This window comes from Paraglaciecola sp. (genome assembly GCF_030730205.1).
Taxonomy (GTDB): domain Bacteria; phylum Pseudomonadota; class Gammaproteobacteria; order Enterobacterales; family Alteromonadaceae; genus Paraglaciecola.
Genome location: NZ_JANQVQ010000158.1, coordinates 1 through 14,041, shown reverse-complemented (window position 1 = coordinate 14,041; position 14,041 = coordinate 1). Strand labels below are relative to the sequence as shown.

Annotated in this window: 9 protein-coding genes and 2 pseudogenes; 6 read left to right on the top strand and 5 right to left on the bottom strand. The window is 37.6% G+C overall.

Going from position 1 to position 14,041, the window contains the following annotated elements; genetic code table 11:
* Positions 1–3,158 (top strand): annotated as a pseudogene (locus NWQ57_RS10810) (hypothetical protein); the annotation flags it as partial.
* A gap of 97 nt (positions 3,159–3,255) precedes the next feature.
* A complete protein-coding gene (locus NWQ57_RS22670; protein ID WP_372340909.1) occupies positions 3,256–3,432 on the top strand; it encodes a hypothetical protein in 177 nt (58 codons plus the stop codon).
* Between the two features lie 378 nt (positions 3,433–3,810).
* On the opposite strand, the gene NWQ57_RS10805 is transcribed toward NWQ57_RS22670, so the two are convergent.
* Both NWQ57_RS10805 and NWQ57_RS10800 read right to left on the bottom strand, forming a co-directional pair.
* Entirely contained in the window at positions 3,811–4,482 is a 672-nt protein-coding gene (locus tag NWQ57_RS10805) for a hypothetical protein (RefSeq protein ID WP_306022160.1), read from the bottom strand.
* A gap of 358 nt (positions 4,483–4,840) precedes the next feature.
* A complete protein-coding gene (locus tag NWQ57_RS10800; protein ID WP_306022159.1) occupies positions 4,841–5,530 on the bottom strand; it encodes a hypothetical protein in 690 nt (229 codons plus the stop codon).
* Positions 5,531–6,492: 962 nt separating this feature from the next.
* On the opposite strand from NWQ57_RS10800, the gene NWQ57_RS10795 reads away from it, so the two are divergent.
* From NWQ57_RS10795 to NWQ57_RS10780, 4 genes are all read left to right on the top strand, one after another.
* Positions 6,493–7,167, top strand: a complete 675-nt coding sequence (locus tag NWQ57_RS10795) for a sulfotransferase family 2 domain-containing protein (RefSeq protein WP_306022158.1) — start codon at positions 6,493–6,495, stop codon at positions 7,165–7,167.
* 135 nt (positions 7,168–7,302) lie between these two features.
* Positions 7,303–8,280, top strand: a complete 978-nt coding sequence (locus NWQ57_RS10790) for a sulfotransferase domain-containing protein (protein ID WP_306022157.1) — start codon at positions 7,303–7,305, stop codon at positions 8,278–8,280.
* 180 nt (positions 8,281–8,460) lie between these two features.
* Positions 8,461–9,261 (top strand): glycosyltransferase family A protein, encoded by an 801-nt coding sequence (locus NWQ57_RS10785; protein ID WP_306022156.1) that lies wholly within the window; start codon positions 8,461–8,463, stop codon positions 9,259–9,261.
* A 150-nt stretch (positions 9,262–9,411) separates the two neighbouring features.
* Positions 9,412–10,581, top strand: a complete 1,170-nt coding sequence (locus NWQ57_RS10780) for a polysaccharide pyruvyl transferase family protein (RefSeq protein WP_306022155.1) — start codon at positions 9,412–9,414, stop codon at positions 10,579–10,581.
* 415 nt (positions 10,582–10,996) lie between these two features.
* Here the strand turns inward: NWQ57_RS10780 and NWQ57_RS10775 are convergent, their stop codons facing one another.
* From NWQ57_RS10775 to NWQ57_RS10765, 3 genes and pseudogenes are all read right to left on the bottom strand, one after another.
* Entirely contained in the window at positions 10,997–12,421 is a 1,425-nt protein-coding gene (locus NWQ57_RS10775; protein WP_306022154.1) for an oligosaccharide flippase family protein, read from the bottom strand.
* A gap of 329 nt (positions 12,422–12,750) precedes the next feature.
* Complete coding sequence (locus tag NWQ57_RS10770; protein WP_306022153.1) at positions 12,751–13,671, bottom strand: glycosyltransferase family 2 protein; 921 nt, start codon at positions 13,669–13,671, stop codon at positions 12,751–12,753.
* Between the two features lie 68 nt (positions 13,672–13,739).
* Positions 13,740–14,041 (bottom strand): annotated as a pseudogene (locus NWQ57_RS10765) (O-antigen ligase family protein); the annotation flags it as partial.

Genomic DNA, 14,041 nt, shown 5'->3' with positions numbered 1-14,041 from the left:
TTAGTTGGACACCTTCTAGCTCACAAATTGGCATCAACTCAGCGCAATTACGGGTAAGCAATGCCGCGGGTGAAGATATTCAGATATTTGATATCGATGTGAGCAAGCCTATTTCAGAGGATATGATTAACTTTTATGTTAATCCCACTATTATTTACGGTAACGATGGTGAAGATTTTAATATTGGGACGGTCACAATAGAAGGCGGTGGCGCAACAATTAACTTAGTCGGCAACCGTTGGCGAGCGATTAACTTTCCTTACGTTATTACGTTAAACACCGTCATTGAGTTTGATTTTGTATCAACAATACAAGGTGAAATTCATGGAATAGGATTTGACGCAGACCTGACTTTAAATGAGGAAAATAATTTCAATCTTTTTGGTTCTCAAATTTATGGAATTCAAGACTTTATTTACACAGATATTGGCGAGTTACAACATTTTGTGATTCCCGTTGGGGAATATTATACCGGTGCTATGAATTATTTGTTTTTCGCCATGGCTCATGATGTAACAAATCCTAGTGCAGATAGTATATTTAGTAATATACAAGTTTATGAAAAGGAAGTTCTATTCCCGGTAAGTATCACATTCAATGCTAATTTAGGCCCTAAAACAGTTGCCGCAGAGGCGCCCTTTTCAGCTACAGCAACACTTATTTCAGGCGATATCAGCGAGATAGAAAAGATAGAATTCAGTCTTGATTTAATAACGTGGTCTCCCTCCACACAAATAAATCAAACGTTCACTTCTGAGCAACTTGGGCCAGTCGAAGGTGGTGAACACACTTTATATGTAAAAGTAAATTCAGGAGCGATACAACCAGTAAACTTTTCGGCAGACTATCGTTATTATTTTCTCAACCCTGATTGGGTAGGGCAATCTGTAAACTTAGTAGGATTAGAAGACAACACGAGTTTAATGCTTAACGGGGAATTGCGAACTATTAATAAAGGGCAAACCATTAGTTACATTGTGAATACGCAAGGCGAGTTTGTAACCGCAGATAAGCCCTTTGCAGCAGGAACTGATGCTGACGGACTCGATATGCCCGTACCGGCTAATTTTTCAGGCACGCAATTTGCCATACCGAATATTCGCTATACCCATTTTTACTACCTACTCAGCCCTTATGTTGATACACAAGTACAAATAAAGAGAGGACAGGATACCTATAACATCACTTTAACAGCCGGTGAAGTACATACCTTTAATGCAGGGAGCGCGACGAAAGTCGGAGGTAGTATTCACGCAGATGTACCCATTCTGGTTTCGCACTCTACAAACCTAAACAGAGATGCCTACCCTGTACAACCAGCGGCAAAAGAGTTGTGGGGCATTCGTTCACAATGGGCTTATGTGGCGGCTTTAGAAGATAATACACAAATAACTGTCCATTCTGACAATGGTGCAAGCCAAAGCTTTACCCTAAATACTGGCGGGATAAAAGAAATCACAATCGGCCTCAACACAAAACACGGTCAGGGTAGCGCCCTGCATATTTTGGCCAATAAGCCTGTTGCCGCCATTCAACATGCTGATGATGATGGCTACGAAACAACAACCTTTGGTAGCGTTGACATGTTTTCAACTGATTATATATTGCCCCTAAAATCGCAATACGTCGCCATTGTATGCACAACTGATACGTTTATTACCTTACTTGACTCTACCAATAATAACATCGCCAATACCAGCTGTTTAGCGGATAACACAGCGCCAGGTAAAGCCTATTTTGGTGAAGAAACAGGACTACTTAACATCGATGAAGGCTATCAAATTCAGGCAAGTAACCCTATTTACCTTATTTATGAGGCTAAAAACTCTGATGATGAGCATAATTTGTTAGGAAACAAAGCAGAAATCCCCATTATTCAGTTAGGCTATATAGCTAACAATGATAACTTGAACATCTATACTTCAGACACGTTCATTGCCACGGCAACAATATATGATAACCGTACCATCGGCACCTTAGAATTTAGTCTTAACGGCAAAAACTGGTATCCAGCAAATTTAATTAATAGCACGTATCAATTTAATTTTGGAACGCTGCCAAGTGGTAATTACACCCTTTATGCTAAATCGAACGATGAGCGAGTACATATTCTTCGTTTTGAAGTAGCTCCAAGCCTTGTAGAAAACAGCTATTATTTTCTCAATCCAGAGTGGATTGGCAAAACAGTAAAATTAGTCGGTTTAGAAAACAATACTACACTCACAGTAGATGGAATTGCTCAGACCCTGAATAAAGGGCAAACCATTAGTTACATTGTGAATACGCAAGGCGAGTTTGTAACCGCAGATAAGCCCTTTGCAGCAGGAACTGATGCTGACGGACTCGATATGCCCGTACCGGCTAATTTTTCAGGCACGCAATTTGCCATACCGAATATTCGCTATACCCATTTTTACTACCTACTCAGCCCTTATGTTGATACACAAGTACAAATAAAGAGAGGACAGGATACCTATAACATCACTTTAACAGCCGGTGAAGTACATACCTTTAATGCAGGGAGCGCGACGAAAGTCGGAGGTAGTATTCACGCAGATGTACCCATTCTGGTTTCGCACTCTACAAACCTAAACAGAGATGCCTACCCTGTACAACCAGCGGCAAAAGAGTTGTGGGGCATTCGTTCACAATGGGCTTATGTGGCGGCTTTAGAAGATAATACACAAATAACTGTCCATTCTGACAATGGTGCAAGCCAAAGCTTTACCCTAAATACTGGCGGGATAAAAGAAATCACAATCGGCCTCAACACAAAACACGGTCAGGGTAGCGCCCTGCATATTTTGGCCAATAAGCCTGTTGCCGCCATTCAACATGCTGATGATGATGGCTACGAAACAACAACCTTTGGTAGCGTTGACATGTTTTCAACTGATTATATATTGCCCCTAAAATCGCAATACGTCGCCATTGTATGCACAACTGATACGTTTATTACCTTACTTGACTCTACCAATAATAACATCGCCAATACCAGCTGTTTAGCGGATAACACAGCGCCAGGTAAAGCCTATTTTGGTGAAGAAACAGGACTACTTAACATCGATGAAGGCTATCAAATTCAGGCAAGTAACCCTATTTACCTTATTTATGAGGCTAAAAACTCTGATGATGAGCATAATTTGTTAGGACTTTAATTGCGCAGCACAAATTTGGGGCACTTACTCCAAGTGCTCGACAGCATCGAGAACTTTAAAAAGTTACCTTATTGTCTATTAATTAACTTAACATCTAGTGTTAATCCCAAAGTATCGTCGCACAGTGTTTATTAAGCTTTATACCGAAGCTAAGATGAAAATAATTTTTAAAATTGGATATGACTTTATTTACGATGTAGTGGGACTAGAAATACTAGGGGATCATATTTATATGACTCTAAATCGGGAGCGCAATGAAAGACACTGCATCTGATAAAAAGGATCTCGGAGTGAGAACCTTTCATTTTATATCGATAGATACACATTATACTCCGAAGGTGGTAATATTTTGACTCAGTTTTACGTCATCAAAACGATATACCATATAAAAAACGGTTCGAAAGCAAGTGTAAAGATCACTAATTAAGTTCGATCGTCAAAAAGAGAGTTCTAAACAAATTAGACTCTTTTAAAAATCAGTCACTTGCGGCCAATATTTTTTATTAAAAAGTTGAGGCGTTTTAAACACAGCATTGAAATCAATCATAAAATAATTGCAACAATTTCAGGACAGAGCAAATAAAATCACTGTCATTTTTTGCCACAAAAAAACCCGCCTAAGCGGGTTTTTGAAATTAGAAATTGTATTAAATTAAGCAGTCTTACGGCTTCTTAAGCCAATAAATCCCAAACCTAACAAGAACAAAGCTGCAGTGGCGGGTGCGCTAACAGCCACAGCTGAGCTTGTAGTATTAGCAATTGATATATTCGTTCCAATCGCCAAAGAACTTGACTCCTTAGCTCCAGTCAATGAACCATCGGTGAAACTAATATAGTTAACACCAGTAACATTGCTAGCGTTGTTCAAGCTTAAATCAAAATTCCATGAAGAATCATCTAAACCTGCAAAAATGAAACCGTCATTACGGTTTGCGGCATAAGCAAAAGAGATACCAGTGGTACCAACTAATTCATCAGGGTCATCCACAAATAACATAGACCCGTTAGAAGCAAGATAAGAAACTAATAAAGAACCTTTACTACCACCGTCAAACGCACTAATCGTTGCAAATATTGCATATTCATTGTTTAACTCAGCGGTAAATAATACCACTGTATTAGCTATTTCTAGACCCGTATTCGATGACCATGTATTAGCACCATTATAGTCATAAAACTCTTCGAAAGAAGAAACCGTACCATTCAAATCTAACGCTTTAACCTCTGTGCCATTTAGTGATAAAAGCCCAGCGTTTGCACCCATTGAAGCAACGACGACAGTCGTTATTGCTAGAGATTTAACTAAAAAATTCTTAAAATTCATTTTGTATTCCTTAAACTTGAATCATTATTGCAACCTAACTCTCATAAAGCAAAACTCATACCACAACCAAAAATAAAAACTAAGACCCCACAAAAACACCCAATTTTCAAGCACTTAAAAAACAAACTTTTACATCTAAAGATTTAGGATTTCATTCTAATTTTCAATATGTAAAATTCATTGACACTAGCAAACACGATAACCAAAATTAAAAGTACATATTGACTGGATTCATTAAAAACATGAATTTACTTAAAAATGCGTTTTCAAAACTGTATGTGTATAGAAAGCGCAGTAGATTGGGGCCAAAAAAAACCCACTTTCGTGGGCTTTGTATACTATACAGCAATATAGTTAATTAGGCAGTTTTTCGTCTTGACATACACATAAGGCTCAAAGCTAGCACAGAAATCGCTAATGAAGCGGGTGCGTCTACAACTGTTGCCTTGGCATCAGGAACTATATTAGCAGAGGTATGAGTGATTGAGAAACCTGTGCCAATAGCCAACAATTCAGAAGCACTTGCGTTGCCAAGAGTACCATCAGCGAAACTGATATATCTAACTCCGCTAAGATTCCTCGCCTCACTTAAACTCAAATCAAATGTCCATAGCGAATCATCAAGATCACCATATATAAAACCATCATTGCGACGTTTAAAATAATTATATGAAATCCCGCTGGGGCTGACTAAATCATCCGGGTCATTTGTAAATAACATTGCGCCTGCAGATCCAACATATGACACAAATAAACCGCCAGCTTTTCCTGTTCCAAATTTGCTAATGGTAGCAAAGATGGCGAATTCATCATTCAACTCTGCAGTAAATAAAATTACGGTGTCATTTTGCTCTAAGCCAGTATTTGAAGACCATCTTTTTGAACTGTTATAGTCATAAAATTCTGCAAAAGAAGAATAGTGCCCAGTTAAATTTAATGCTGAGACTTCTGCACCATTAAAGGTTAACAGACCAGCATGTGAACTGAATGAACACGCAAAGAGACCCATTAGTGCTGAATACTTACGTAAAAACTGCTTTAAATCCATGTCGTGTCTCTCTATGTTAAGTGTCTCCCAATACTGATTAAGCAAGCACACTTTATGCCACAAACACAAAGAAAACACCGAACTTAAAAAATACAATAGTTTTCATATACATAAGATACAAAATTATTGTAAAAAAAATTCTCCCATTTTGAGATATTCTGAACCTGTAAAAAATATTGATTCTAAACATGTAAAACCTGCTTACATTTTTACATTTTTACATTTTTACATTTTTACATTTTTACATTTTTACATTTTTACACCCATTTATACGAATACAAGGGCCAAGCCAATCAACGTTGCACCTGTCTTTTTGTTTTCTGTGTTGATAATCGTTGCGCATGGCGTTTGCTTCATCATTGCTCTGCAGGTTGAGACCACCATTGTCATATGTTTGTCGTGTCGAAAAAATGTGCACATACTCAGGCCAATTCTAACGTGCAATCACAAAACTCTTCCCCGCCACTGCAAAAGTAGTGCTTTTTACCGAATAGAGTTTACTTAAGGAAATTAATGACTAGCCATTTACCGACTACCATTGCAGTTACAACTTTTACCAGGTGCAATCCAGTTCTTTGTTCATCCAAAGGGTGTTTAGAATTCTGCAAAAACACCATCCTTATAATATTACAATCCAAGATTAGCATCAGGAGGACACTTAGAAATATTTTGTAAAAAACTCCCCCTCAATCACACAGTTCAACCTAGCATAAATTTAACTAGTTATTCCCCAAATAAATCTGTCATCTGCTTTTTGACACTTAAAGCAAAATTTTTCATCAGTTTGGCTGATGCTATATGAATATTGCGTGAAAGAAGTAAAAGACGTGTAGCGTTAACCGATATTTAAAATCGTTTATAAAGTTAAAGTAGCTACAGAAATTATAGAAAAATTATTATAAAGTATTAATCAGGCTAATGGGACTTCCATAAATACAGACGAAATATGAAAAGGAACTTACGTGATATCACATAAACACAAATGTATTTTTGTCCATATACCTAAATGTGCGGGGACAAGTATCGAGAATATTTTGGGCCACTTTGATGGCCATGAAGGCAGAGCGGGGCAGGATCATCGCAGCATCCGAATGATTGAACAACCCGGTCTTCAACTCAGTGTATTTAAGAATGCAGACAATATTAAAGATTACATACGCAGAGTAAGAGAAGGGTTTCGTAGCCAGGCAAATCCAAACAATGGCCTGACTGTCAACGCCAAACAATACCAGGAATATTTTAAGTTTACCGTTGTGCGTAACCCTTGGCATAGGGCTCTTTCATGGTACAAAAATGTTTTGAGAGATGAAATTCACCAGAAAAATTATGGTATTAATCCTAATCTGAGCTTTGAACAATTTATCACTCAATTTGCTGGCACTGGATACTTGCGACCACAGACTTATTGGTTAAAAGAGTTTAATGGAAAAATCAATTTAGACTATGTTGTTAAATTTGAGAATTTGGCAGAAGACTACATGAAAGCAGCTGAACTGGGCAATCTGCCCAATGTGCCCTTACCCCATAAAATAGAAGGTGAAAAAGGCAATTTTGATAAAAATTTTACACAGAACGCTATAAATTTTATTGCTGATTTTTATAAAGAAGAAATCCAACTATTTCAGTATAAATTTTAAATTCGCAACACAGTTCTATTCTAACGAAAACAGTAATTTTTTGCGATACTGTTTGCAGTTGAACGCAATAACCTAGGTGGTATTTTTATGAATGGTGTTGCGAACGCATTAGAAGATATCTTAAGGTAAATAAGAATGTTCGGGATCGGGATCAAATTAAAACTTAAAAACTATGCTAAATTTTTTATCGTCCGATCAAATTACTATTTGGGCAACTACAAAGACACGTTGTGGATAATTGGTGACGGCCGCAGCGGCACAACTTGGGTGGCAAACCTGATTAATCATGATAAGCGTTATCGGGAAATGTTTGAACCGGTGCACCCGCAAAGAGTCGTCGACTTTAATTTTATCAGACCTCATGAATACTGTCGTCCTGCGGATTTCAATGGTAAAATAGAAGAAATCTTCGCTGACATTTTTTCTGGAAAGTATGCCCACAAGAGCGTTGACCGGGATAACCACACCTTATGTTTTAAAGGGCTCTTGATTAAAGATATTTTTGTCAACTTGCTCTGCTTCGCCGCTACTCGCGCATATCCAACAGTAAAACCTGTCATGCTCATCCGTAACCCTTTTGCAGTGGCGCTTTCCAAGCAAAAAAAATCACATTGGTGTTGGGAAACTGAGCCAATGAACTTTTTACTGCAGCAAAACTTGGTTCAAGACTACTTGTTACCGTTTAAAGACATTATTGAATCAACCAGTGTTAAAAACGACTTTGTTTTAAACCAGATACTCATTTGGGCCATTATTCACTATGTACCACTTCGTCAATTTTCTGTTAACGAACTGCATATTTGTTTTTATGAGCAGATTTATGCCTCTCCTGAACAAGAAATTAAAAAAATTATTTCTTTTGCCAGAGGGCCTGAAATCGCGTCACGTTTTAAGCTGGGGAAAGATAAAATAAACGCTCCCAGTAGGGTGGTTGGTACTGCAAGCAATGTCTTATCTGGCACATCGCCAATAAATTCTTGGCAAAAAGAAGTATCAGATGAGACGTATCAGCAAGGACTAGAAATTTTACGCCAATTCGGATTTGCCGACTTATATGATGATTCATCGATGCCAAACCCTGAAGCACTGCTAAACGTCAGGAAACAGTCATAACGCAAACACCATCATCTTAATGAAGTGGCAAGAAATATGCTTGAATGTTGGTCATTAAAGGAGTGTTTACTAAACAAACAATTCATTTTACAAATAACTGTCACCCCTGAGTTGTAAAGACAACGGGAATATTGCGATTTTCTTATTCTACGAATAAGAAACACTTAAAAGGACGAAAATATGCAACCTGTTTTGACTTTTATTGTGCCGGTAAGGCACCATGAAAATGCACCAAATTGGAACGATACTGTTCACTATCTTAAGCAAACACTTACGTCAATAGCCAACCAAACTGATGGTGATTGGAACTGCCTTGTCGTAGCGAATTCCAGTTCCGAATTGCCGCCCTTTGAAGACAATAGAATTAGTTTAGTTGCTGTAGACTTTGACCCAAATAGATTACACGAAAGGGGTGATGCAACCCAAGAAGAATTCCATGAGTCTTTTCGATTTGATAAAGGCAGAAGAGTATTGTCAGCCATGAATTCTGGTAAGTTAGGCAAATTCTATATGATCGTAGATGACGATGACTTTGTGCATGAAAATCTTGTTAGCCATGCAAAATCGCACCCAAATGCTAATGGCTGGTTTATTAATAAAGGATACGTTTGGGGAGATCAAGGAAAGCTACTGATGAAATTTGATAGATTCGATCGTAAATGTGGGAGCTCTTTGATAATAAAAAGCAGTGTATTTGATTTTTCAACGTTCTCTGAAAAGGAAATGAAGTTGTTTTTAGGCAGCCATATGTTTGTTAAAGATAACCTCAAAGAAAGAGGCTTAGGATTGGCAGAACTTCCTTTTTATGGCGCTGTTTATAGAATTGGTCATAGAAACGCACATAGTAGTTCTAAAAGTCTTCTCAGGCAGTTTTATATCAATAAAAAAATGTTCAAAAGTCCTCAAATTTTGTTTGCGCGTTTGGGATGCTTAAAAGTCGTATCACAACAAATAAGGCGTGAATTTGCATTAAATTGTTAAACTTGACTGGTTAACATTGCAAACCCGTTGGTTAAGGCTTTAGCACCAGATGATTTGTTCATGGATTCTTGTGGCCCAAACTAATTTCATGAGTGTGAATCTGAACCTGGCTGCGCTAAAATACAAACCTAAGATCTTATAGGAAATTTAATGAAAGTCGGAATTCTTACCCTTCCCCTGCATACTAATTATGGTGGCAACTTGCAGGCATATGCGCTTATCAATGTGCTAAAGAAAAACAACATCGATGTGGTCTTTTTAGACAGGCAGAGAAACAAGTACAACCCTTTACGCTATCTGATTTCGCTACCCAAAGGTGTTGTGAAAAAATATATTTTACGCAAACCTGCCCCCATCTTTGACTTTCTGAAAGCCAAATTGGAATATGATCAGGTATCAATACATGCAAGAGAATTTACCGACCATTATATAAAGCCTAAAAGCGCGGCTTTATATAACGGCGACGACTTACTGCGTGAATGTCAAAACTTAAGACTAGACGCAATTATTGTTGGCAGTGATCAAGTCTGGAAACCATCATATACGCCTGACATCTATAACTATTTTTTCGACTTTGCGGATCCTGATAAAATTAACCTCAAAAGAATTTCTTATGCTGCATCATTTGGTAACGACGATTGGAAATATACTGATCTTGAAACACAAAGATGCGCCAGTTTGCTTAAAAAGTTTTCCGCGATTAGTGTCAGAGAAGATCTGGCAGTTACTCAATGCAAAGAGCATTTTGCCGTTGATGCCACCCACGTATTAGACCCAACGCTGCTTTTGGCCGCAGAAGACTACTTATCGCTACTTACTGACAAAGGGTTAGAGAAAACCTCTACGGTGACAAGCTATGTTCTTGATAATTCAGATTTTATTAACACTGTCTTTGCAAAGGTATCAAAAAGTTTTGCTTGTAAAATAAGCAGGCTCAATACTCGTACAGAAGAGCTAAATGCACCAATTGAAGAGAGAATAGCCCCCCCCGTACAGGATTGGTTACATGGTATATATACAGCCAAATTGTTGATAACTGATTCGTTTCATGGGTGCGCGTTCGCTATTCTGTTTAATGTACCTTTTATCGTAATTGGTAACGAGCGCCGCGGTATATCACGCTTTAATTCACTATTAAATTTATTTGCATTGCAAGCTAGAATGGTAAAATCTGAAAGCGACATTACAAGAGCACTCAATCACACGATAGATTGGCATGATGTAAATGCCAGGCTTTCAGTTAGTAAGGAGGAGTCTTTGGGATTTCTTTTAACTGCTTTAGATCAAAAGACTGAACTTACCCCATCAAGCCAAAAATAATTTAAAAAGAATGCTTCATTAATTCATTCTAAAAATAGAACACTAAGAGCCTTTTAGTGTTCTCGCTAATTCATAAAGCCAGGGTTAAAGCACTAAGATTAACCACTCGAGAAAACAACAAAGCTATTCTTTATATATAAGTACTTTTTACTTCAGGGCAGAATATGTCCTGAGGGCTAAACAAAACGCCTGTAGGTAAAAATGACTTTAGATACTTTGATGTGCCAATGCCGCCGTCAGGAAACTGATAGATAACTCTTCGTATTTATAAACCACATTATAAAATCTAAATGATTCTAAACACCTCTTATAATATGGTGGAATACAGTATAAATTTTGTTAACCCCTTTTGCGCTATCAAAACATAATGCTCTATTCACTTGTTATCTCTCCTTGTGGCACTCAAACCTCTGACTTACTTACTAAAAAACGTTTTGATTTGTGTGCTTATTTTTCTGTCCAATAAGAAATAACTCACACTAAAGCTCACTCCAGCTATTGCAATGCTAAATAATATTGTTAGCCAATGATTATCTGTGACGACAAACTGCATACCCGCTTTAACCGCAAACCACATCACGACGCAACTAACCGTACTGTAAGTGCAGCTTTTTAAAAATGACATTTTAATGTTGCTTAACACTTTGTTCATTGCATAAAAATTGACAGCGATTACTCCAAAAACTCTGATGGCTAAGGCATAGATAACGGCGATAAGGCCCTGATCATTAATAGTCAATACTAAATAAGCCAGTGCTATTACCGAGATGGTGACTTGACCTTTTAACCCCAAGCGGTTTTGACCGGTGGCGACTAATACGCTGGGCAAAAACATAAAATACATATTAAAAGCTGTCAGCACCGCGATACCAATAAGAATATCGACTGAAGGTAACCACTTGTCGTCGAATAATGCCCCTAACAATGGTTCTGCAATTAGCCCTAAGCCAACAAACATGGGCATAATAAACAAAAGGGCAATTTTTGTACTAAGAATAAAAAAACCATCTAAGGCCTGCCCTCTGTTTCTTTTGTCTGAAAAAACTGGGTGAGCATAGCCCATTAACGCGGTAATAATTGCGGTTCTTGGCAACTCGACTAAGCGATTGGCAAAATTGTAAAAACCAACGGCAGCCGTGCCTAAAAACGACTCAATAATAAAAATAGTGCCTTTAGAAAATAAGTTTAAGTTTGTCATTTTTAATGAACCAGGAAAACCCACATAAAACTGCTCCTTCGCCCACTTAAAATCTATAATGAAAGGCAGTGGGCGGCGTTCAAAATAAAGTAATATGAACGAAGAAACTAACGCCATAACAGTTGCTTGTGACACGACAGCAAAGGCGCCAAAGCCAGATACCGCCAACCAGATACCTACCGTCATACCACAAATTTTGCCAATAAGAGTTCGGTTTGCCAGTGATTTGAATGATTTTTGTCTGCGTAAGTGCAGTATATGCACCCGAGTAATTGATTGAGCAGGCAAATACACCACCGCAATCAAGCCTGCCCATAGTGCGGTAACATCGTCAAAATAGAGATAATACCCAGCAAAAATAACTGCGGCTATTAAAGAACTGACAATGAATAGTAACCAGAATGTCGTGCCATCATTTTCTTTGGTGATCTCTTTTAATCTGATAACTGAACTATCAATGATAGCAACAAAAAACATGCCAAAAAACTCAACCAGGCTTAATAGTAATACGCCCAAGCCCAACTCTGTTGGTGTTAAATACTGTGCATAGACCAAAAATGAAATGATTGACAGGCCTATCAATCCAAACTTTTCAAAAAAGACCCAAAACAGTCGGCTGAGTCTGGTTTTTAAAAGACTCATAAGGCAACTTGCCCCCTTTGTGGTAAGGCTGCGAGATGCATAGTTGCACGTTTTACTAATATTGATTGGGTTAAGACTACCGTAAATACATATTTGTTACGGGTAGTACAAACAAAATTCAGGTTAACCAGATTATTTGACAAAGTAAGCACTTCTCTTTTTATTAATTCAATTTTATGTTAGTTGGGTAAAGCGCTATGTTGTGTGATTGCTTTCAAGTGAGCCTAAATAATTCACCCATGCATCCTAGTCAATGTTTTACCAAAGAGTCTGACGTACCGTTATGTGCTATTATCCTATCAGCAAACGCTTTCATTTAAGGCTTGCTGTCACTTTTCAACAGACTTAATCAAGGGCCTGAAGCTACCAAATAATTTGGCGTAAAGTGCTAACGGAAAATAACGCGTTAGTAATATTTTTTCTCCTGACAATTTCCACGCATCCGCGAATACATGTAAAAAATGTTCGACGTTGTTAGTTTGAAAATCCAAACGTAAAAACTCAACTAAATTATCCATCCAAATTCGTTTTTGTTGCTCATTTGTGAACTGCGTCAACGTTAATAGTGCATTAACCAACTTGAGTCGATGGGGGTAATTTTTAGCACCATTTGAAGTTAAGTTTCCGACCTCATTAAACTTCATTACAGTCACTTGGGGAACTGTGTGAACTTCACCAATCTGGGCTAATTTTGCCCACAACAGTCTGTCTTCGCCAAAACGTAAATCCTCATCAAAACCACCAAGCTGTTTAATACTTTTGCACTTTGCAAGTACCGAAGACGTGGCATTTATTATATTTTCAGTTAAGAAACCTTCAAATACCTTGCCTGATTTTAATTTTCTATTTTTCTTAATTTTACTTCCGTGCCAATCAATGTCTGCAAAAGTATCTATTAAAGTGGCAGAGGGGTATTTATTCGCCATATTTATTTGTTCAGATAGCTTATTTGCATCTATCCAATTGTCGTCAGCATCCAAAAACGCAATCCATGATTTATCAGTGCTAAAAATCCCTGTATTTCTAGCGGCGGCCGGCCCACCATTGTCTTGACGAATATATTTTATACTTGATGAATATTTAGAACTTTTTACAACTGCTTCTGTGCCATCAGATGAACCGTCATCCACAACGATAATTTCGCCAGGCAATTGATTTTGAGCAAATATCGTTTCTAACGATTTTTCAATCGTACTCGCACTATTAAATGCTGGAATGACAACTGCAATGTCTTCAGTGGTATATGTCATAATTTAACTCTTTGCTCACCCATATTTTTATAAAAAACACTTTTAATTTATTTTTCAGAATAACTTGGCTAAAATTTTGTGTTTGATAACTTACTTTGCAAGAGCATAAAAGAGGCCATAAACGATACAACTGTATAAATTACCATATCGGCACTATTATGATTTAAAATGATGTAACCCACTGCATTTACTATCAATTGCAATAAAATAATGGCGATGAGTGCTGCAGATAGCTCGCCGCTTTTTTGCGTAATATACCCTTGCACCAGATCTTTAATAATTTTAAGACTTAAAAGCACCATTAAAACTAAGCCAATTATGCCGCCGTTTAATAGGGTTTCGTAATAACCACTATGAGCGTTACCAATAA

What these genes read in the sequence shown, in the direction of transcription:
- NWQ57_RS10805 (WP_306022160.1), bottom strand. Translation starts at nt 4,482, where the DNA reads ATGAATTTTAAGAATTTTTTAGTTAAATCTCTAGCAATAACGACTGTC.
- NWQ57_RS10800 (WP_306022159.1), bottom strand. Translation starts at nt 5,530, where the DNA reads ATGGATTTAAAGCAGTTTTTACGTAAGTATTCAGCACTAATGGGTCTC.
- NWQ57_RS10790 (WP_306022157.1), top strand. Translation starts at nt 7,303, where the DNA reads ATGTTCGGGATCGGGATCAAATTAAAACTTAAAAACTATGCTAAATTT.
- NWQ57_RS10785 (WP_306022156.1), top strand. Translation starts at nt 8,461, where the DNA reads ATGCAACCTGTTTTGACTTTTATTGTGCCGGTAAGGCACCATGAAAAT.
- NWQ57_RS10780 (WP_306022155.1), top strand. Translation starts at nt 9,412, where the DNA reads ATGAAAGTCGGAATTCTTACCCTTCCCCTGCATACTAATTATGGTGGC.
- NWQ57_RS10775 (WP_306022154.1), bottom strand. Translation starts at nt 12,421, where the DNA reads ATGAGTCTTTTAAAAACCAGACTCAGCCGACTGTTTTGGGTCTTTTTT.
- NWQ57_RS10770 (WP_306022153.1), bottom strand. Translation starts at nt 13,671, where the DNA reads ATGACATATACCACTGAAGACATTGCAGTTGTCATTCCAGCATTTAAT.